Raw genomic sequence first — 20,723 nt, 5'->3', positions numbered from 1 at the left:
GGCGGGACGGACGAGGATGTCACTGGCCTTCTCGCGGGCGGGTCACCATCCGCTCCAGCCGGTCGAATCGCTCGTGCAGCGCTTCGACGGTCTTCTCGGGCAGGCGATGGGCGCCCTCGCGGCGCCGCTGTTCCCGGCCCACGAACCACGTGGCGAGGGAAGCCGTGACCATGCATTACGTGGTGATGCCGACGATCATCACGACCGCGCCGACGACTCTGCCCCAGGGTCACCAGGAAGAAGTCCCCGTAGCCCACGGTGGCCGCGGTCTCGAGCGACCACCACAGCGCCCTTGGGGTACGAGGTCGGATTCGCCCCGGGGGCGCCGCTCTTTACCGGCTCCGGCATGCCGGGAGGCGCGTTCGAGTTGCCGCGCGGCGGTCGGCACGGTGCGCTGAAGTGGGCCGACCATGCCGGAGAGGAGCGGGAGCGATGACAGAGGAATCCCGCCGTGGTGCCGGTCGGCTTCCCGGAGCCGTGCCGGAGACGTTCGTGTTCGTGTGCGGCGGCTGCGGCTTCGTCTGGCAAGCGGTCTTCCAGGTCGTGTTCTTCACCGACCCCACGTCGCTCTACAGCCAGGAGTACGTGGACGAGGCCGGACGGGCGGTACGGTCGCCGGTCGACGAGGCGGTCTGTCCGCGGTGCCGTGGACGCACGGTCCGCGTGACGACCCCCGGACTCGCCGGGGCCGGACGGGCCTCGTCTGCAGCCGCCCACACTGGGAAGGACCGGCCGTCGCTCGGATGGCTGAGCGCGAGGAGGCGGCGCTCCCGCAGGAAGCCGCCACGGTGATCCGTGGCGGCGTACGTCGTCCTACCGGGCGCGACGTGCGCACGCCCGTCACCGGCGGCGAGGGGCACGACGCCACCGTCCGGCCCGGTGCCCCGGCGCCTCGGTGATCGCGGATGTGTCGGGGGCACGGCATGCCCGCCTCGGTCGGCCGGGATCCCGGTCGGCGGGACCGGCCTCGGCGCAGGGACCCCCGTCACCCGCATGCCGCGCCGACCGTGCCGGACCACGAAGCGCGCCCTGCCCCTTACGGCCGATACTGGGAGATGAGCCGCTGCAGACCGAAGCATGCGGGACCGGTGGGTGCGCCCCGGCGACGCCGCACTACGGGGGTCCCTCAAACGGTGCGAGGTTGATGGGGCGATGGACGACACATCCCTGAAGACGCTCGACGAGAGCCCGGAGGACCCGTTCTCGATCCACCAGTCGGCGTCCGCGGTCCTGGACGACCGGGGGCGGGTCGTCGCCTGGAGCGAACAGGCCACGGGCCTGCTCGGACATCGGGCCGACGAGGTGCTGGGCCGGCCGATGCGCGACGTCCTGGTCCACGAGGGGGACGAGGCCCTCATCGCCGAGGCCGTCGCCGCATGCCTGCGTGATCATGGCTGGTTCGGGCTGCTGCCGGTCCGGCACCGTGCGGGTCACCGCATGTACGTGGGCTTTCGGGCTCGAAGGGTGGACCGGCTGGACAGCACCGTCGAGTGGCTTCTCGTCGGCTCGCGCGCCGAGGATGTCGTCCAGTGGGAGATCGACCGGGCCGTACTGGACGGCTTCTTCCGCCGGTCACCGGTAGGTGTCGCGGTCCTCGGCCCGAACCTCCGCCTGCTGCGGGTGAACAGGGCCATCGCGCGGTTCGGCGGGCTCCCGGCGGAGGCCTTCCGCGGGCTTCGCGCCGCCGACTTCCTGTTCGGTCCGGACGCGGCCCTGGTCGAGGAACGGCTCCGGTCGGTCCTGGAGACGGGCGAGCCGCTGATCTTCGCCGAGCAGCAGTGCCGTCTGCTGCGGAACCCCCAGAGGGAACTGATCGTCTCGGTGTCGGCCTTCCGGATGCAGGATCCTTCGGGCCGGGTGCTCGGCGTCGCGGAGGTCGTGGAGGATGTCACCGACCGCCACCGGGCCCGGCGGCGCCTCGCCCTGCTCAACGAGGCCGGCACCCGCATCGGGAGCACCCTGGACGTGGCCAGGACGGCGCGTGAGCTGGCCGAGGCTGCGGTTCCCGCGCTCGCCGACGCCCTGTCGGTGGATCTGCTGGAAGCCGTAACCCTGGGAGAGGAGCCCGAGCCGGACGCCGTGGGCCCGGTTCGCAGGATGGCGGTCCGCGCCGTCCGGCCCGAGGCACTCCGGGAGATGCACCCGGTGGACCACCTGTTCTCGCACCCCCGGCAGTCCGCGTCGGGACGCTGCCTCGCCGAGCGGCGGTCGGTCCTGGAGCAGGCCCTCGAGCAGGTCGGTCCCGAATGTTCCTCGGGTGGGCGGGACCGGGTGGAGGGCATGCCGGGGCTCGGCTTCCACTCGCTGATGGCGGTGCCCCTGGCCGCGCGCGGTGTCGTCCTCGGCCTGGTCTGCTTCTGGCGGTCGGAACGGCCCGAGCCGTTCGAGGCGGACGACCGCACCCTGGCGGAGGAGTTCGCCTCCCGGGCCGCGGTCTGCATCGACAACGCCCGCCGTTACACCCAGCAGCGTCAGGCTGCCCTGGCACTTCAACGCAGCCTGATGCCCAGCGGGGTGCCCGACCATCCGGCGGTCGAGACGGCCCACCGCTACCTCCCCACTCACGCCGCCACGGGGGTGGGCGGGGACTGGTTCGACGTGATCCCCCTGTCGGGACTGCGCGTCGCCCTGGTCGTCGGTGACGTGGTCGGCCACGGCATGCACGCCTCGGCGACCATGGGGCGGCTGCGCGCGGCCGTGCACACCCTGGCCCACCTCGACCTGGCCCCGGACGAGGTGCTCGCCCGGCTGGACGACCTGGTGGACCACCTGGCCACGGAACACCAGCACGTGGACGGGCACGTCCCCCAGATCGTCGGCGCCACGTGCCTGTACGCGATCTACGACCCGGTATCCCGGCACTGCGCCATGGCTCGTGCGGGGCACCCGCCGCCGACGGTGCGGACACCGGACGGCCGGGTGCGCCAGATCGACGTCCCTGCCGGACCACCGCTGGGCGTCGGCGGGCTGCCGTTCGAGACCGCGGAGGTGGAGCTGGGCGAGGGCACTCTCCTCGCCCTGTGCAGTGACGGGCTGCTCCTGGCCGACCGCCGAGACGTCGACCAGGGTCTGTCGCTGCTGGGCAGTGTCCTTGCCGGTCCGGCGCGCTCGCCGGAGGGAACCTGCAAGGCGGTGGAGGACGCGATGCTGCCCGACCGACCCGCCGATGACGTCACGCTCCTGCTGTGCCGGACCCGGGTGCTCGCGGCCGGGAAGGTCGCCACCTGGGAGCTGCCGGCCGACCCCACCGCGGCTGGTAGGGCGCGTGCGCTGGTGTCGGAGCAGCTGTCCGAGTGGGGGCTGGTGGACATCGCCTTCACCACCGAACTGATCGTGAGCGAACTGGTGACCAACGCGTACCGGTATGCCGGCGGTCCCGTGCTGCTTCGCCTGCTCCGGGACAGCAACCTCATCACTGAGGTCTCGGACGCCAGCAGCACCTCCCCCCATCTGCGTCAGGCCCGGAGCACCGACGAGGGCGGCCGGGGCCTGTTCCTGGTGGCCCAACTGTCCGAACGGTGGGGCACCCGCTACGGCCGCAGCGGAAAAACGATCTGGGCCGAGCAGCCCCTGCCCACCGCGACGAAGGGCGGGCAGGGACACGCGCAGCATGGTGGTGCAGGCATGGTCGACCCCGTACGAGTGCCCACTCCGCCGCTGACAGGTTGCACCGGGCAACGGTGGACGGCCGCGCCGTGGAGGGGGAGCGGACGCGCGATTCCTCTCCCCGGGCGCACCGTCGCCACGCCGTGTCCGGCCCCGTTTCGTGCCGACCTGCGCGGCAGGCCACAGCCGCTGAGTCGGGCCCGCAGGACGGCCCCGCGAGCGGCGGACCGCGGCGGCTGCCTCCGTGATCGCGCTGGTGTCGTGCCGCGTGCAGCGGCTGCCTCCGACGCGGGCCCCCGCGGGTTGTGGTCCGATCGCCCGGCCGGAGATGCGGCTCTTCCCGGCTCGGGCAACAGTGGGACGCGGCGACGATGTGCAGCCGGCCCGTGGTCCAACGAGAGGAAGTCACGAGATGTCGGAACGCAACACCTTCCTGCGCAGCATGCACGACCTGGGGCTGGCCGCATGGTTCGGTGGCTCCCTGATGGGCGCGGTCGGCCTCAACGGTGCGGCGCGAGCCGAAGGCGGGACTCAGGCGACCGCCGCCCGGATCGCCAGTTCCGGCTGGGCGAAGTGGGTGCCGGTGAACGCCGCGGCCATCGGCACCCACCTGGTCGGCAGCAGTGGCCTGCTCGCGGCGAACGCCGCACGGGTGGCCACCCAGCAGGGTGTGGCCGCCTCCACCCTTGCGAAGACCGTCCTGACCGGGGCCGCTCTGGCGGCGACGGTGTACAGCCGGGTGCTGGGGAAGAAGGTCGAACTCGCGTCCTCCAGCGATCCGGAGGACGCCGAGAAGGCCGCCGACCACCCTGTGGACCTCGACAAGGCACAGCGGCAGCTCGCGTTCCTGCAGTGGACCGTCCCGGCACTGACAGGCGGGGTGCTGGTCCTGAACGCACTCCACGGGGAGCAGCAGCGCCCCGAGGAACAGGCCCGGGGGATGTGGCAGCGCGCGATGGACAGGGCGCCGCACATGCCTTCCCTGCCGCACCTGTCGTCGGGGGCGCATTGGCCGTCCGTGCAGGACTGGCGCTGAAACCGTTGTGGAACGGTCGGCCGGCCGGGCCCGGGGGCTCCACGTCGGTCACCGACGGGGCTGCCGAACGTGTCGTGCGGCGACCGCGGACACTGTGCCGCGGAGGAGGCCGGGCCCGTGCGTGAGACCGGGCGACCGGGCTGGGGCGGGCGGCTGGACCCGGGTCGCAGCCACCCGCCGCTCCCCTGCCCTCATCCCGGTGTGATGCGCCCGCGCCAGGCTCCGGACTCGCCGCCGCGCCGCTCGATGTACTCCTTGAACCGTCGCATGTCCCCCTTGACCCGGCGGTCGATCACTCCGATCATGTCCGCGGCCTTCTCCGCGGTGCCACCGGGCTCGACGTCCATCACCAGCTCCACCCGGGTGTGCGTGTCGTCCACGCGCTGGAAGCGGACGGTGCCCTTCTGCTTGGTGTCGCCGGAGGTGGTCCGCCAGGTGATCCGCTCGTCGGGGAGCTGGTCGACGATCTCCGTGTCGAACTCCCTCCGTACCCCGCTGATCTTGGTGGTCCAGTGGTTGTGTCGGTCGTCGAGCTGCCTGACCTCCTCGACGCCCTCCATGAAGTTCGGGAACTCCTCGAACTGCGTCCACTGGTTGTAAGCGGTGTGCACGGGCACCTCGACTTCCACCGTTTCCCTGACCGTGCTCATGTTCGTGCCTCCTCGGCCGATCGACAGCGACGGACTGCACATGTTCGCCGCAGGGTTTCGCGCTGGGGCGAGTACCCGGGAAGCCTCGACCTACGGCCCTGGTGGGGCGCCAACGCCGGCGCACGCAACCCGCGGCGCGTGCCGTGGAGTGTGTCACCGGGCGGGCGTGCAGATCAGCGGGAAACGGGAGGAGCACCATGGGCGCAACGCGACACCACACGGACGAGGTACAAGCCGGCCGGCAGGGCGGACAGCGCCGCCCTCACTTCCGCAGGTGGATGCGCGTCTGGTGGGCCACCATGGCCCTCTCCCTCCTGCTGGCAGCCGTCGCCCACAGCACCGGCAACTCCTTCGTGCTGCCTGCCGCCTTCTTCTACGGTGCCGCTGCCGGCCCCATCGCTCTGCTCGTCGCCACACAGGACCGCACCGGCATCGCGGCATCCGTCCCGGCCGTGACCCTGCTGGGCACGTTCCTGTTCGGCGGCGGAGTCGCCATCGTGCTCGGGGGATTCTTCGACGCGCTGTTCGTGCACCCGCTCGACGGCCCCCGGATCCTGCGCGTCGGCTTCATCGAGGAACCGGCCAAGATCCTTACCGTGATCGCGGTCGCCGCGATCGGCGGCTACCGTACGAAGAGATCCGGGCTCGCCCTCGGCCTGGCGACCGCGACCGGCTTCGCGGTGATGGAGTCCATGGCCTACGCTCTCGCCACCGTCCCCAAGGGCGTCTTCCGCGCCGAGACGGTGGAACTCGTCCGGGGCCTGACCACCCCCTTCGGTCACCTGGCGTGGACCGGCTTCTTCTGCGCCGTGGCCTTCGGGGTGTGGGAAAGGCGTGGCCGCATGGTACTCACCCTTCCCATCGCCGGTGTGTTCCTGCTCGTCTGCCTGCTGCACTCGCTCAACGACGCCCTGCTGACGCTCCACGACGTCCCCGTCGCGGTCCATCTGCTCTACGGCGTCGTGGCTGCCACCAGTTACGTCCTGTTCCACCGTTCGACCCGTGACCTCACCGGGCCGAGCCCGCACCGGGTGCCCGTCCCCGCGGGTTGACCCCGCCGCGGGCGCCGCTCACGGCCGGTTCCGCGGAGCACCGGTCACCCGGTCAGCGCCGCATCACCCGCTGAGGCAGTGCCCAGCCGCTGCCGGGCCACTGCGAGGGCACGGCCCACTTCGCGGGTGCCGGTGAGGACACACAGCGTGTAGGCGATGTCCTCCCTGCGCCGGCGTACGTCACCGGCAGAAGGGTCCTCCGCGTCCTGCGCGGCCAACACCTCGTACTGCGCGACCAACTCGTTCAGCACACCGGGGTGGGCCAGCAGCATGACAAGGACTCCCTTGATGTCTCGCGACTCATGACGGCGTCCGACTACCCGGCCGTCGCCGATGCATACTTCACCATCGAGCGTCCGGCACTCCGACGCGGCGGGCCGCGCCCGACCGAGCGGCTTCACACACCTGGCGCAGCCTCGCCGAGCGGCGAGCGGACACGGCGACGGGCACGTATGCCCGTCGCCGCGAACGCGGACGTCGGGCGTCCCGATCCGGTGGCGAGGACCGGCCGCTCACCCCGGAGCCGCTTGGCCGGCGGAGCCGGGACGTACGCTGGTGGTGACATCGGTTGGGACGTCCCGCGGGGCCCGCCGAGCCGCCGCCACGCCTGGCGAGGAGGCCGGCGGGCCGCCGGGGAGGCGTTCCCGTACGACGGGTGACCGGCATGGCTTCGCTCCAGGACTGCGTCCGGATGCTCCACTTCCTCCTTCGGGCCAGCCATCTGTCCGCCTTTGAGGAACTGCCGGAGCTGCTGGCCCGGTCCGCGACCGAGGCCGGCCTGCACCGGGCACGGATCTACGTGGCCGACATCCAGGGGATCACGCTGCGGGAAGCGACCGGGCAGGGCGCGGACGCCGGAGCCGGCGGCCAGGAGCTGCGCGTCGACGCCACACTGGCGGGCCGTGTGTTCCGCAGTGTGCAGTCCCACTCCGCTCACGTCGACGGACACGTGCAGCACTGGCTGCCCGTACTGGACGGCACCGAACGCCTCGGTGTCCTGCGGATCGAGACGGAAGGTGAAGTGGACGAGCAGACGCAGGCCTCGATGGAGGACCTCGCGTCGTTGACAGGACTGTTGCTGGTCTCCAAACGTCATCACAGCGACTCCTACGCCCGCCTCACCCGAGTCGGTCCCATGTCGGTCTCCGCGGAGATGCAGTGGACGCTGATGCCGCCGCGTGCATTCGCCAACAAGCGGGTGACCATCGCCGCGGAGATGGAGCCCGCCTACGCGACAGCGGGGGACGCCTTCGACTACGCCCTGGCCGGTGACACCACCCACCTGGCGGTCTTCGACGCCATGGGCCACGACACCTCCGCCGGGCTGACGGCCAACCTCGCCATGGCCACCTGCCGCAACCAGCGTCGCCAGGGCAGCAGCCTCCCCGAGGCCCGCGACGCCATCGAGGCCACCCTCATCGAGCAGTTCGCCCGGTCACGGTACGCGACCGCGGTACTGGCCGACCTCGACCTGGAGGCCGGCATGCTGACATGGATCAACTGCGGCCATCACCCCCCGGTGCTGATCCGCGGCAGACGCTGGACCGCCCACCTCACCTGCACCCCGACCCACCCCCTGGGTACCGGACTGGGTCTTCCCACGACCCTGTGCCGGGAACAGCTGGAGCCCGGGGATCAACTGCTGCTGTACACCGACGGCATCGTCGAGGCACGGGACGCCAAGGGACGCGAATTCGGCCGCGACCGCTTCGTCGACTTCGTCATCCGCCACCAGTCCGACGGCATGGCCGCCCCCGAAACACTGCGCCGGCTCGTCCACGCCGTACTGGAGCACCACGACGGACGCCTGAACGACGACGCCACCGTTCTGCTGTGCGAATGGCACGGGGGCGCCGGAACCGCCGCGTCCGTCCGGGAGAGTCACGAGCCTCCGCCGGGGTCGCCGCGGACGCCCCGCTGAAGCCCGCCGCGGTCGGGACCACGGACGGCCGGCCCCACGCCGGAGTACAGCCGTGCCGCGCACTTGTGGACGGGGCCCGGGAGCGGTACGCCGTGCCGGAGCCACCCGCGTCCCCCCGCCCGTCCTCGGCACGTGCGTCGCGCGGTGCAGGTCTCCGCTGCGGCGCCGGCGACCCGCCGCCGGTGCCCCCATCGGGCCCGACCCGGCCCCTCCCGCCCGGACGCGGACGCCGGTTTGGATGTCGCCTGTCCGGTGCATTCCTGCTCGTCGCCGACAAGGGTCGTTCACCTGCGTAAATGATCAAAGCACTGCGGTCGACGCGCGGGGCCGGGTGACCCATCCGCCCGTATGCCGTGTTGCGGGCCTGACGGTCTGTCGGTTCCCTCGGGAACGGAGCACAACAAGGGTGCCGCGCATTCCGGCCGGCCACTGCTTCCTCGGAGGAGAACATGCGTATCAAGTGTGTAGGCGCCGGCGTCGGTCTGGCCCTCGCCACCGTCTGCCTGTCCGGAACGGCCGCAGCGGCCTCGAGCGGCCCCGCGGGTGACGCGGACGTCCGCATCAGCCCGAGACACGCCGCCCCGGGTTCTACCGTCACCGTCAGCACCACGGCCTGCGGCTCGGAGACCTACGGAAAGGGCGAGTCCGAGGCAGGGGGCAAGTTCCACCTCTTCGCGAGCGACCGCGCGGGCGTGCTCTCGGGCCGATTCACGGTGCCGGAAGGGACGACGGCCGGTGATTACACCGTCACCTTGAAGTGCCCGCCCCGGGTCAAGGTCACCGGGACGTACCGCGTCGGCACCGGCAGCCCCAGCGGCGCGATCGACGCCGGTTTCGGGGCGCCGGACGACAAGGGCACGCAACTCGCTCTCGGGGCGGTGCTGCTCGCCGGCGCAGCCGCGGGAGGCGCGATCAAGATGCGCCGCCGCACCACCGGTTCACGGGCCTGACGCTCCGCTCTGCCGACCCGTCCCCGGGCCCGTTCCGGTCCGGGGGTGGTGATCATTCCGCCTTCACTCGTCTCAGCCCCGAAGCGGAGGTCCGCAGCGATGGATTCCGGGAACGAGCCCGTCGAGCCCTCCCCTTCGTGCACCGCCTCCACCAAGTTCCTCGTCTTCCTGCTGCTGACAGGGATGCTGCTGGTGGTCACGGCGCTCCGCGGTGACCAGCCCCCGCAGCCCTCGTCGACACAGGCCTTCTCCCCGCCCGCACAACCCGGCCCCCGCACCACCGTCTCGGCCACGCCCCCCTCCGCACCGACGCTGCCCCCGTCGGATCCGGTCCGGCTGCGGATCCCGGCCATCGGTGTGGACGCCCCCCTGACACGACTGACTCTCGACGGAAAAGGGGCACTGCGCCCGCCACCGGCCGACAAGCCGGCCCTCGCCGGTTGGTACGGGGACGGCACGAGTCCCGGCTCGGTGGGGACAGCGGTCACGACCGGGCACGTGGATACTCCCGCGGGCCCCGGTGTGTTCTACCGTCTCGGGGTCGTGGCGAAGGGCGACACCGTCCAGATCACCCGGGCGGACCGGCGGACTGCCGTCTTCACCGTCGACGCCGTGGAGCTCTACGACAAGGAGACGTTCCCGGACGAGAAGGTCTACGGCAGTTCCCGCCGGGCGGAACTGCGCGTGATCACCTGTGGGGGCGACTACGCCGAGGGCACCGGATACCAGGGCAACGTCGTGGTCTACGCGACGCTGACCGCGGTGGCGTGAGAACGGCGGCGCTGAAGGTGACGACACGTCGTCCTCACGCCTCGTGCCGACGGACCCGGAGCGGCTGCCGGGCGATCGCTCGGGAGCCCGATTCGGAAGTGCTTCGATCGCGGTACGCGCAGTAAAGGACATGCCGCACCAAGTGGTCGCCGATGCGCTGAAATGGCGGGATTCACAGCACGAGGCGGGCGGTACGGAACATGTGTGCATCTCTTGACGATCCGGCACCAGCGGCGAGTCCCGCGATCATCGACGGGTGCCGTTGCAGCACGCCGTTCCGCGAGAACATCCAGTCCGCCGCCGAGGAGAGGTTCCGCGGGCTGCTCGAGGCGGCACCGGATGCCATGGTGATCGTCGACGACACCGGCACCATCAAACTGGTCAACGCCCAGACGGAGGCGCTCTTCGAGTACCACCGGGAGGAACTGCTGGGCCACCCGGTCGAAATGCTGGTCCCGCACCGCTTCCGGGGCCACCACACCCTGCACCGGGGCGGTTACGCCGCCAACCGGCAGGTGCGTCCGATGGGAGCCGGTCTCGAACTGCACGGGCTGCGCAAGAACGGTTCGGAGTTCCCCGTCGAGATCAGTCTCAGCCCTCTCGAGACGGCACAGGGGCTGCTCGTGTCGGCCGCCGTGCGCGACGTCAGCGACCGCAAGGCCGCGGAGGCCCGTATCAACGAACTCGCCGCGCTCGTGGAGTCGTCCCAGGACGCGATCCTGGCCGCCACCCTCGACGGTCACATCACCTACTGGAACGCGGCGGCTGCACGCCTGTACGGCTACACCGCCGCTGAGGCGATGGGCCGGCACATGTCGCTGCTCGCCCCTCCGGAACTACGGGACGACATCGGCCTGCTCCTCAAGCGTCTGCGGCACGGGGAGAAGTCCGAGCACTACGAGACGCTGCGGGTCACCAAGAGCGGGGCGCTGCTGGACGTGGACGTCACGCTGTGGCCGACCAGGGACACCCGGGGCGCGGTCGTCGGCGCGTGCGCCATCGTGCGCGACATCAGTGACCGCAAGCGGGCGGAGGCCGAACTGACGGCGCTGCTGGAACAGCAACGCCACATCGCCCTCACCCTGCAACGCAGCCTGATGGGCACTCCACCGGCCCTGCCCGGTCTGGCCACGGCCAGCCGCTATCTGCCCGCCACTCAGGGTGCGGGCGTCGGCGGCGACTGGTTCGACCTCATACCGCTGGGGGCCGGCCGGGTGGGTGTGCTGATCGGTGACGTGATGGGCCGGGGGCTGGAAGCCGCCGCCGTCATGGGCCAGTTGCGTTCGGCCGCGCACGCGCTGGCCAAGACCGACATGCAGCCTCGTCAGCTGATGCAGGCACTCGACGCGGTGGTCGCCGACCTGGACGTACCCGACCAACTGGTCACGTGCTGCTACCTGGTCGTCGCGCCGGACGCCGGGACGGTGACCGTGTGCTCCGCCGGCCATCTGCCGACCCTGGTCGTCGTTCCGGGTATCGACGTCCGGGCCCTGCGGGCACCGGTCAACGCCCCGCTCGGGGTGGGCAACGTCCTCTACGAGCAGTCCTGCACGGCCGTCGCCCCCGGGGCCACGCTCGTCCTCTACACCGACGGGCTCATCGAGACACCCGACAGTGACATCGAGGCACGACTGGGTGACCTCACCGACACCCTCGCCACCTTCTTCACGGGGGCGACCGGTCTGGAAGCGGCCGCCGACCACGTGCTGACCACGCTGTTGCCCGACACCGAAGGGCACAACGACGACGTGACCCTGCTGCTGGCCCAACTGCCCGCCGCGCCCCTGGCGGCCGTCACCACACACCTGCCCGCCACGGCATCCTCGGTGCCGGCGGGACGCGCCTTCCTCGGCGACACCCTGGCGGCCTGGGCCTGCACCACGCCCGTGGACGACGCCCTGCTGCTCCTCTCCGAGACGCTCACCAACGCCGTTCAGCACGCCGAGGGTCCCCTGGTCCTGCGCTTGTGCCGCACGGCCACCGACCTCACGGTCGAGGTGAGCGACCGCAGTCCGCATCTGCCCCGTCCTCGCATCGCGGACCAGGACGAGGAGTCCGGCCGTGGTCTCTTCCTGGTCCGGCACCTCGCCGAGAGTTGGGGAGTGCGCCCGACGGACGAGGGGAAGACCGTCTGGTTCACCCTGAAGCTGTAACCCGGTGGCCGAGCCGACGACTCCGGTGGCCGGCAACCGCCGCGGCCCGCAGGATGGAGGACCCGGACGGGGGACCCGGGCTCGTGTGGACCACATGGCCGCCCCGCGCGTCCGGGACGGACTCGACGGAACCACCGTCGTGGGGCGTACCGGCTGAAGGGCGCCGGGGAATTCCCGGCGTGACTGGCATGACTGTGGTGAAGGACGGTTCCTGATGGTCGATGTCACGACCGTGCGACGTACTCACGGGGGATCGGCGGCTGCGCCGGAGCACTGCCAGGGGCACGACTCACCCGGTGTCCGTCCGGTGACCCTCGACGCCGATGGCATCACCCTGTCCGGTGTGTTGAGTGAGCCTGCGGGAGAGGCCCCGCGTGCGGTGATCGTCGCCCTGCACGGATGCGGGATGAATGCCCGGTACTTCGACGGTCAGGCGCACCCGGACGTGTCCCTGCTGGCTCTCGGCGCACACCTGGGGTACATGGTGCTCGCTCTGGACCGTCCCGGCTACGGTGCCTCGGCAGCGGCTCTGCCTGCGGGGCAGCGACTGACCGCCCAGGCGGCCACCGTGCGCTCCGCCGTCCGGACGTTCGCAGCGCAGCACGCACCCGGTGCCGGCATTCTCCTGCTGGCGCACTCCTTCGGGGCCAAGGTGGCCTTCGCGGCAGCCGCCTCCTGGGACACGCCCCGGCTGCTGGGCGTGGACGTATCGGGGTGCGGGCGTCGGCCGGCGGTGGGCACCGACGCGGTCTCCTGCCCCCGTGGCAACGGCCTGCGGAGGTTGAACTGGGGACCGCTGAGCCTGTATCCGCCCCGGACCTTCTGGGCGAGCCGGCGGATGGCGGCACCGGTTCCCGCGTACGAGGTCAGCACCGTGGCCGGATGGCAGCGGTTGTCGACGGCCGTGCTGCCACGCGTGCGTGTCCCCGTCCGGCTCACCTTCGCCGAACACGAGACCTGGTGGCGGCACGGCGAGGACGACCTCGCCGACCTGACCGCGCGCCTGTCCGCCGCTCCGCGGGTCGTCGTCGACCGCCTGCCACGGGCGGGCCACAACATCAGTCTCGGCTGGGCCGCCCGCGCCTACCACCTCAAGGCCCTCGCCTTCTTCGAAGAGTGCCTGACGGCCGGTGAGGTGAACCAAGACGTACCGGGCCGGGTGGTCGGCGACACGGATCGAGAACCCGCCACCGGACGAGCCGGCTGACTGAGCTGCCGACGGTCGCCGGAACACCGGCCGTTCGCACATCCGGGGTTCCGACGCCGCACGTGGGACGTCACCGCGGGGCCGACGCACCGCCGGCGCAGGAGTCCCGCCGGTGCGCCGGTCGGTGGGTTACGGGACGATCCTGAGGAGCCTGTTCGGTGAGCCCGTGCCGATGTTGCGCAGGACGCCCGGGGTGGCTCGGTTGACGAGGGCCGCGGATACGGCTGCCGGGCCGGCCGTGGGGTTGGACGTGAGATACATCGCTGCCGCTCCCGCGGTGTGCGGGGTCGCCATGGAGGTGCCGGACAGTGTGGCGGTGGCGGTGTCGCTGGTGTGCCAGCCCGCGGTGATCGCGGAGCCCGGTGCGAACAGGTCGAGGACCGCCCCGTAGTTGGAGTAGGAGGCCCGGTAGTCGGAACTGGTGGTCGCCCCGACGGTGATCGCCGCCGGGACCCTGGCCGGCGAGTAGTTGGCGGCATTGGCACCGGAGTTGCCGGCCGCGACGGCGTAGGTGATGCCGGAAGCGATGGAGTTGTTCACCGCCGTGTCCAGTGCGGTGCTGGCCCCTCCGCCGAGGGACATGTTGGCGACAGCGGGCCCGGTCCGGTTGGTGGTGACCCAGTCGATACCGGCGATGACACCGGACGTCGTGCCTGAGCCGTCGTCGTCCAGTACTCGGACGGCCACGACCCTCGCGGCCTTCGCCACCCCGTAGGTGGTGCCCGCGACGGTGGTGGCCACATGGGTGCCGTGGCCGTTGCCGTCGGAGGCTACGGTGTCGCCGTCGACCGCGTCGTATCCGTGGGTTGCCCGCCCGGCGATCTGCTGGTGGGTGATGCGCACGCCGGTGTCGATCACGTACACGGTGGTGGACCTGCCCGCGGAGTCGGGGTAGGTGTAGGTCCGGCTGAGCGGGAGTTGGGCCTGGTCGATGCGGTCGAGTCCCCAGGGAGGGTTGACCTGGGTGGCGTCGAGACGGACCTTCTGGTCCTGCTCGACCGATGCCACGGCGGGGTCGGCCGCCAGACCCCGCGCTCCCGCGGCGCTCACACGAACGGCGTAGCCGTTGAGAGCGGAGCTGTAGGTGCGCCGGACGGTGGCGCCGTACTGCGCTGCGAATGCCTGTCCTGCCGGCGAGTCCGCCCTGAATCGGGCGGACGGCTTCAGGGTGACGATGTAGCTGTTGCCGACGGCGTCGGGGGAGTCCGCGTGCAGGATGGTGGCCCTGGCCGGCGTCGCCTCGGCGGGCAGAACCGTGCCGCAGCCGACGGCTGCCGTCGCGGCCGCGGCGATCGCTGCTGCGAGCCGTCTGCGTTTGATGGGCGTCTTCGACATGGTGAAGCCCTCTCCAACGCGCGTCGGCGCTGAGTGCCGACGCTGGGCTCCGAGGATGTCCAATCGGCCGTACGGGAGGGCGGCGCACGAGCGGATGTCAGCGCGGTGAACCCGTTCGTGGGACGGCCGCATGACCCGAATGCCGCCCGTACGCGCGCCGACCTGGCGCACGTTGCCGCCCGTGGCGGGGCGCCCCGACCATGGCGGACGGCTCAGCCGTCCCTCCCCGTTTCCGCACGCGGCACGAGCGTCCGGCGTGTCCACAGGCTCAGCAGTACCGTGCCGCCGACGAGGAGAGATATCGGGTCGTAGTCCAGTGGAGCCAGCGCATACCCGAGCGCGGTGACCGTGCAGACGGTCAGGACCACGAACGCGGCGGCACCTTCCATCCCCAACCGCAGCATCGGCCGGCCTGCGCCCAGCACGCTCGCCCCTCCGGGCACCCACGGGGCGACCGCCAGCACCAGTAATCCGGCAGTGACGCAGGCACCGGCGGACTGCGCGGACATCACCCCGGTGGTGTGCGGGCCGACACTCCACAGGCGCAGCGTGTCGCCGAGCAACGTCATGGACAGCCCCACCACCGCCACGCACACCGTGGCACGCTGGTCGCCCCGTACCAGACGGCGCAGGGCGCACAGGAAACCGAGGAAGACGACCTCCCCGGTCCACAGGACGCCCACCATTCCCGTCTCTGGCCGCCAGCCGTCACCGGCCCTGCGCAGCAACAGCCATCCCGCCATGAACACGGACCCTGCTACGACGACGCCGTCCAGGACGCGCTTCAGCCACATGCGGCGCCCCGCGCCGGCATCGGCTGCGACCACCAGACCGACCATCCCGAGCCCCACGGTCACCGTCACGCCGGTGACCATCAGCGGAACGAGCCACGGCCGGGCATCCGCTCCTCTCGCGGACGGGTGAGCGGAGAGAACGCCGACCGCCAGCCGGTACACACCACCGGCCGCCGCCGAGCCCGCAAGCAGCAGGAGCCGCGTCCTCACCCGGTGGCGCGCCTCTCTGGAGCGAAGGCCCAGGGACACGGTGAGCGCCCAGCACCCGACGGCCGGTCCGAGACCCGCCAGGGGCACCGGGAGGCTTCCGGCCGCCCACCACCACCCGAGGATCGTCAGGGCCGCCACCAGGCATGGAGCACCGGCCGCGCCCAAGGCCTCCTCACCGATCGGGCGGCATCCGCCCTGCCGGACCCTGGGCGGGGTCGGCGACTTCCCGAAGCCCAACATCAGGTGGCCTTTCAACCGGCGCCCGTTCGCAGGTCTGCCCCGCCTGCTGCCGGCGGATCTTCGGCGACCGTAATCCAGTCGACCTCACGGCTGAACCGGAAGGCCCACTGATTCACTCGTTGTGGGTAAGTGGAACCATTTCCTGGCATCCAGGCACTCGGCCGTGGCGGCCCAGCACACGCCGCTCAGCATGCGCACGATGCAGCCCGGCGACACGGTGATCCAACGCTGCACGAGGCACGGCCCACGGCAGGAGGACACGGTCGCTGTCGCAAAGCACGGTCACTTGTCGGACTCACCTGCCGACGTGGGCCGAAGACAGCCGGAGTGCAGATTCTTGAGTCCGGACGCGCACATCGCTCAGGATCGGCGGCTACGACGGCCGGCCCCCTTCACAATTTGGTTGCTTTCCGTAACTAGACATGCGCACAGCGCAATCGACTTGACGAGAAAGGCCCTTGAACGGGGGCGCTCTGCCGCAAAAGACTTCAGGGGCAACAAGGCCGTACTCGCGTCCCGTGGCTCCGCGGTACGGCGGTCACCGACGCAATGTGAGGAGAAGCTGTCATGCCCGACGCAGCCGAGCGTCGAGATGCCGCGTACTCGATCACGCTGACCGACGGCGCCACCACCCGGACCCGGGAGGCGGCCGCGGTCGACCTCGCACCGGTCCAGGAACTGCACCGTCGTTGCTCACCGGGCAGCCGGGCCCTGCGGTACCACAGCGGCAGGTCCGGGATCTCGTGCGCCGAATGGCGTCAATTGGCCGATCCGGAGCGCGGCACCACCCTGGTGACCACTCCGGCCGAGCAGGAGAACCACATCATCGCCGTGACCAACGTCATGCACACCGAACAGCAAGGGGTGGGGGAACTCGCGATCCTGGTCGAGGACGCATGGCAGGCCCGGGGACTCGGCACCGCGCTGGCCGAGCACGCGGCCGCCGTGGCCCGCGACGAGGGTCACCACACGTTGACCGCGTCGGTCGTGGCGGGCAACGAACCCATGCTCCACGTACTGGAACACCTGAACGCCCAACCGGCCGACGCCACCGGGTCCGTGATCGATCTGCACATACCCCTGTATCCCGGTGCGGCGGAGGCTTCAGCCCGATCGGACGGCGTCCGCTCGGCTCCGCCGCAGACGGAAGGGTCCACTACGAAGGCTCACCTGGGGGGTGCCTCTTCCCGGCGGCGGCGCGCCGAGTAGGTTTCGCCCAGCTCGGGCATGAGCTCGGGTGCGATGTCGATGGCCGGAAATGCGCGACAGCGCGGTCGGCCCGTCAACACTCGCACCGGGACCCCGAACGCGAGCGGCGCCGTCTCGGCCGTCGAGGGCCGGGGGCGCCGCCGCAGCGCAACCGCTCCCCCGCTCCCCGGCCTGACCGCTCGACAGGGTCGGCGCGTGGGCCCATGGGCTGTCCACAGGGTCAGCGGTGCCGCTTGGCAACGGCACCGCCCTTCTCCTTCGCCGCCTGCTCCATCGACGTCCTGTCACTGTGCTGTGCACCGCCCGGTCGAGAGGTGTCGTCCTGCTCGTTGCCTCGACGCGGTGCGGTCCGGTCGGCGGCCGCCGGCGAACTGCTCGGTGGCTTCCGCAGCGCCTCGTACGAGGCGGGCGACGTGCGGGCGGGGGAAGTCTGCGACGCGTGGGGAGTGGCGGGAACGGCCTGCCGCCGGTCCTCCGACCGGTTGCCCGCGCGCGGCGAGGCGGCGGAAGGCGGCGTCTGTGCGGGCGCGGACTCGAGCGAGCCGGGTGCGGCCCTGTCGTCGCCGGCCCCCTCGGCGTCCAGCGACACGGCGAACGTGGCACCGAGGACGGCGGTGAGGACCGCCGTACCGGTCGCAAGCACTCGACGGGGGCGACCCGCTCCCGGTCCGCGCTGCCGCCGGGTGCCCGGCCCTGCGGGCGCCGGAGCGGAACGCCGCCACCGTTTCCCCGGCCCTCCTGGCGAGGTGGTGCGATCCGGGATGGCGCAACCTACGGCACGGACACGACCGGCAGCGGTCCCGGAGAGGGAACCGAAGCCCGAACTGCCGAGGAAAGCCAGTACTTCGGCGCACTCCTCGGCATCGGGCCGCGCCGTCTCCTCCAGGGCCGTCATGGCGTGCAGGAGCCGGGCCAATTCCGCAGGCACGAACTCGGGAACGGTCGGCCGACGATGCATCCGGGCCACCGCCGCCTCCAAGGGCGTGCCCTGGTACTCCATGTGCCCCTTGAGCCCCTCCAGCAGGACCAGACCGAGGGCGTAGACATCGGCGGGCGGTCCCACGACCCTGCCCTGCACCTGTTCAGGCGCCAGGTACGCGGCGGTGCCGAGGAGCTCGCCGGAAGCCGTGTGCCGCGTGGCGCTCACCATCCGGGAGATGCCGAAATCCGCGAGGTACGGGGCACCCGACGCGTCCAGCAGAACGTTGGAGGGCTTCACGTCGCGGTGCACGATGCCGGCGGCGTGCACATGGGCCAGAGCACGCGCGAGGCCCAGGCCGAGCTCCACCACGTACGCCGGCTCCAGGGCCCCCGCCGCAATGCGCCGGGACAGCGTGGTTCCCTTCACCAACTGCATGACCAAGTAGGCGCAGTCGTCGTACCGCCCCGCGTCGTACAGAGTGACCAGCCCCGGGTGCTGAAGACCTGCCAGGGCGACGGCCTCGTCGGCGAATCGCTCCCGCAACACCGGGTCGCCACCGGGCCGGAAGACCTTCACGGCCACCGGACGACGGAGACGCAGATCCACCCCCTCGTACACGTCGGCGACCCCTCCGGCACCGATTCTGGCGCCCAACCGGTACCGGTCGCCGATGACTTGAGCGGACCAACGGGGCTCCGTCGGGGATACTGATCGGCGAGCCGTCATGTGTGGTCACTCCCGTTGCTGCTGTGACGAGCTGGGCACGCGGACATCGACGCCGCTTCGTGGCGTGTACCCGGCGCCGCCCGGCCCATCCAGGAAGCACCGGCAGCGGTCGCCATCGTGTGATCATTCGCGGACGAGGGCAGGCTGCGGTTACGGATTCGGCCGGCCACAGGGGGTACGCGTGTCGGGGGCAGACGAGAGACGAAACGGGCCGGTGGCCCGGCGCGTGGCGCTGTGGCTCTTCCGTTGCACGGTGGCGGTGCTGGTGGTGGTGTTCGCCGTGCGCGCCTTCGAGGAGACCGCCATCGCCGGCGCGCGGGACCACGGGCGCCTGGATCAGGTGAACGCCACCGTGGTCTCGGTCCGGTCCCAGACCCATGAGGGGTGCTCAGGGACGGGCCAGGACAAGAACTGCCAGAACACGGAGACCTGGCGGACCTACGACCTCACCTTGCTCGTGGGCACCGACACGAAGAGCGTCTCCACGGGGGACATCGGCTCCTGGGCCTCCTTCTCCGAGGGCGGGCGGGTGCGGGTGGGCCTGTGGCACGGAAAGGTGATAGAGATCGAGGGGCACGGGGTATGGCATCCATGGGGCGTCGGTACACCTCTGGTGGCCGCCTTCTTCGTCCTCTACCTGCCCGCCATGGGCTACCTCGTGTCCCTGGCCGTGACGACGGCGGCGTGGCGCCGCGGCCGGAACGGACGTGCCGGACCCGGCCGGGACCAGCGGGTGGCGGCCAACATCTTCGGTGTCCTCGCCGGCCTGGCCACCGGCGTCGTACTCCTCCTGGTGGCCGCGCTGCGTCAGTCCGCACTGCCCTGGTGGCCCGTCGTACCGGTCACCGCGGGGGCGGCCGTCGCCTGTGCGCTGCTGGGTCTCTCCGACAGGAGGCGGGAGCGGACCGGTGATACGCCACCGCCCGAGCAGCGGACGTATCCGGTCGCACCCTAGCCCGCCGGACCGGGCCCCGGCGGGCTGCCGGCCCGGGGCGGCCCGCCCTCGTCCCCCAGTGCGTACGAAGTCCGTGGCACCGGTCGGCGCGGCGCGCTGCCCCTCCGGACCCATGTGGCAGTGTGAGCCGATGCGTGCAGTCCAGGTGCTCCCGACCGTCGCGGCTCTGGCTCTCACGGCGGCAACCCTGCTCACCTCGTGCGAAGCCGACACCCGCACTCCGGTTCGTACGCAGACGCCGGCCCTGTCCCCGGCCGGAAGCGTCGAGCAGTTGGAGGTCAGGGTCCTGGAGGTCCTCGCCCATGATCCGACGGCCTACACCCAGGGCCTGGAGATGCGGCACGGCACGCTCTACGAGGGGACCGGCATGGCCGGGCAGTCCTCCGTCCGTCTGGGCCGACCGGGTCGGCCTCCCACGGTCCGTGTCGATCTGCCCGCCCCGTTGTTCGGGGAGGGGCTCACCGTGCTCGGGCGGACACTGTGGCAGTTGACCTGGCGAGACCACATCGCCATCGAGCGCGACGCCAGGACCCTGGCGGAGTTGCGCCGGGTCCGCTACGCGCAGGAGGGCTGGGGTGTGTGCCACCAGTCCGGGCGGGGACGGCTGATCACCAGTGACGGTTCGGCACGGCTGACGTTCCGGGATCCGCGGACGCTCGACCCGACCGGTGACGTCCTGGTCACCCTGCACGGCCGACCTGTAACGCAGCTCAACGAGCTGGAGTGCGTGGGTGGCAGCGTCTACGCCAATGTCTGGCCCTCCCACCGCATCGTGCGCATCGACGCGGACACCGGTGAGGTGACCGCGGAGATCGACGCGTCGGGGCTGCCGCCGTCGGAGGCCCGGCGGCCGGGCGACGTGCTGAACGGCATCGCCGCCGTCCCCGGCACCGATGAGTTCCTGTTGACCGGCAAGTGGTGGCCGAGAATGTTCCGCGTGGTCTTCGTACCCCGATGAGTCCTTCCCGGCGGCGTCGGGGACAGGG

Annotated in this window: 16 protein-coding genes and 2 pseudogenes; 12 read left to right on the top strand and 6 right to left on the bottom strand. The window is 71.5% G+C overall.

The features are described from left to right. Positions 1-19: 19 nt before the first annotated feature. A pseudogene (locus tag ACFYOV_RS17360) lies at positions 20-324 on the bottom strand (potassium channel family protein); the annotation flags it as partial. A gap of 108 nt (positions 325-432) precedes the next feature. Here ACFYOV_RS17360 and ACFYOV_RS17355 point away from each other — a divergent pair. From ACFYOV_RS17355 to ACFYOV_RS17345, 3 genes and pseudogenes are all read left to right on the top strand, one after another. After that, positions 433-792, top strand: coding sequence for a hypothetical protein (locus ACFYOV_RS17355; protein ID WP_389088500.1), 360 nt, complete (start codon positions 433-435; stop codon positions 790-792). Between the two features lie 360 nt (positions 793-1,152). Beyond that, positions 1,153-3,576: pseudogene (locus tag ACFYOV_RS17350) on the top strand (SpoIIE family protein phosphatase); the annotation flags it as partial. Positions 3,577-4,018: 442 nt separating this feature from the next. Next, positions 4,019-4,642, top strand: a complete 624-nt coding sequence (locus ACFYOV_RS17345) for a hypothetical protein (protein ID WP_389088757.1) — start codon at positions 4,019-4,021, stop codon at positions 4,640-4,642. Between the two features lie 191 nt (positions 4,643-4,833). On the opposite strand, the gene ACFYOV_RS17340 is transcribed toward ACFYOV_RS17345, so the two are convergent. Beyond that, positions 4,834-5,292, bottom strand: a complete 459-nt coding sequence (locus ACFYOV_RS17340; protein WP_389088497.1) for an SRPBCC family protein — start codon at positions 5,290-5,292, stop codon at positions 4,834-4,836. Between the two features lie 197 nt (positions 5,293-5,489). On the opposite strand from ACFYOV_RS17340, the gene ACFYOV_RS17335 reads away from it, so the two are divergent. Next, entirely contained in the window at positions 5,490-6,344 is an 855-nt protein-coding gene (locus tag ACFYOV_RS17335) for a PrsW family glutamic-type intramembrane protease (protein WP_389088495.1), read from the top strand. A gap of 44 nt (positions 6,345-6,388) precedes the next feature. Here ACFYOV_RS17335 and ACFYOV_RS17330 read toward each other — a convergent pair whose 3' ends face one another. Further along, positions 6,389-6,616, bottom strand: a complete 228-nt coding sequence (locus ACFYOV_RS17330; RefSeq protein ID WP_389088493.1) for a DUF5133 domain-containing protein — start codon at positions 6,614-6,616, stop codon at positions 6,389-6,391. Positions 6,617-7,008: 392 nt separating this feature from the next. Here ACFYOV_RS17330 and ACFYOV_RS17325 point away from each other — a divergent pair, with 392 nt between their 5' ends. The 5 genes from ACFYOV_RS17325 (at position 7,009) to ACFYOV_RS17305 (ending at position 13,346) form a co-directional block, all read left to right on the top strand. Beyond that, positions 7,009-8,265 (top strand): PP2C family protein-serine/threonine phosphatase, encoded by a 1,257-nt coding sequence (locus ACFYOV_RS17325; protein ID WP_389088491.1) that lies wholly within the window; start codon positions 7,009-7,011, stop codon positions 8,263-8,265. A 449-nt stretch (positions 8,266-8,714) separates the two neighbouring features. Continuing rightward, a complete protein-coding gene (locus ACFYOV_RS17320) occupies positions 8,715-9,215 on the top strand; it encodes a sortase (RefSeq protein ID WP_389088488.1) in 501 nt (166 codons plus the stop codon). 99 nt (positions 9,216-9,314) lie between these two features. Continuing rightward, on the top strand, positions 9,315-9,986 hold the full coding sequence (locus ACFYOV_RS17315) for a class F sortase (protein WP_389088486.1): 672 nt from the start codon (positions 9,315-9,317) through the stop codon (positions 9,984-9,986). Positions 9,987-10,186: 200 nt separating this feature from the next. Further along, on the top strand, positions 10,187-12,139 hold the full coding sequence (locus tag ACFYOV_RS17310) for a PAS domain S-box protein (protein WP_389088484.1): 1,953 nt from the start codon (positions 10,187-10,189) through the stop codon (positions 12,137-12,139). A 214-nt stretch (positions 12,140-12,353) separates the two neighbouring features. Next, the gene (locus tag ACFYOV_RS17305) at positions 12,354-13,346 is read left to right on the top strand and encodes an alpha/beta hydrolase (protein ID WP_389088481.1); all 993 of its coding nucleotides are present in this window, start codon (positions 12,354-12,356) and stop codon (positions 13,344-13,346) included. Between the two features lie 129 nt (positions 13,347-13,475). On the opposite strand, the gene ACFYOV_RS17300 is transcribed toward ACFYOV_RS17305, so the two are convergent. Both ACFYOV_RS17300 and ACFYOV_RS17295 read right to left on the bottom strand, forming a co-directional pair. After that, positions 13,476-14,681, bottom strand: coding sequence for a S8 family peptidase (locus tag ACFYOV_RS17300; RefSeq protein ID WP_389088479.1), 1,206 nt, complete (start codon positions 14,679-14,681; stop codon positions 13,476-13,478). 212 nt (positions 14,682-14,893) lie between these two features. Next, positions 14,894-15,685: a hypothetical protein gene (locus ACFYOV_RS17295; RefSeq protein WP_389088478.1), complete on the bottom strand. Its 792-nt coding sequence runs from the start codon at positions 15,683-15,685 to the stop codon at positions 14,894-14,896. A gap of 807 nt (positions 15,686-16,492) precedes the next feature. Here ACFYOV_RS17295 and ACFYOV_RS17290 point away from each other — a divergent pair. Continuing rightward, positions 16,493-17,134, top strand: coding sequence for a GNAT family N-acetyltransferase (locus ACFYOV_RS17290; RefSeq protein WP_389088475.1), 642 nt, complete (start codon positions 16,493-16,495; stop codon positions 17,132-17,134). A 220-nt stretch (positions 17,135-17,354) separates the two neighbouring features. Here the strand turns inward: ACFYOV_RS17290 and ACFYOV_RS17285 are convergent, their stop codons facing one another. Next, positions 17,355-18,674 (bottom strand): protein kinase, encoded by a 1,320-nt coding sequence (locus tag ACFYOV_RS17285; protein WP_389088472.1) that lies wholly within the window; start codon positions 18,672-18,674, stop codon positions 17,355-17,357. A gap of 322 nt (positions 18,675-18,996) precedes the next feature. Here ACFYOV_RS17285 and ACFYOV_RS17280 point away from each other — a divergent pair, with 322 nt between their 5' ends. After that, entirely contained in the window at positions 18,997-19,737 is a 741-nt protein-coding gene (locus ACFYOV_RS17280) for a hypothetical protein (protein WP_389088470.1), read from the top strand. A 130-nt stretch (positions 19,738-19,867) separates the two neighbouring features. Beyond that, positions 19,868-20,695, top strand: a complete 828-nt coding sequence (locus ACFYOV_RS17275; RefSeq protein ID WP_389088467.1) for a glutaminyl-peptide cyclotransferase — start codon at positions 19,868-19,870, stop codon at positions 20,693-20,695. Positions 20,696-20,723 lie beyond the last annotated feature (28 nt).

The organism is Streptomyces sp. NPDC005931 (genome assembly GCF_042871235.1).
Classification (GTDB): Bacteria; Actinomycetota; Actinomycetes; order Streptomycetales; family Streptomycetaceae; genus Streptomyces.
Note: the sequence above shows the minus strand (reverse complement) of the source record. Positions and strands in the feature narration are given on the sequence as shown.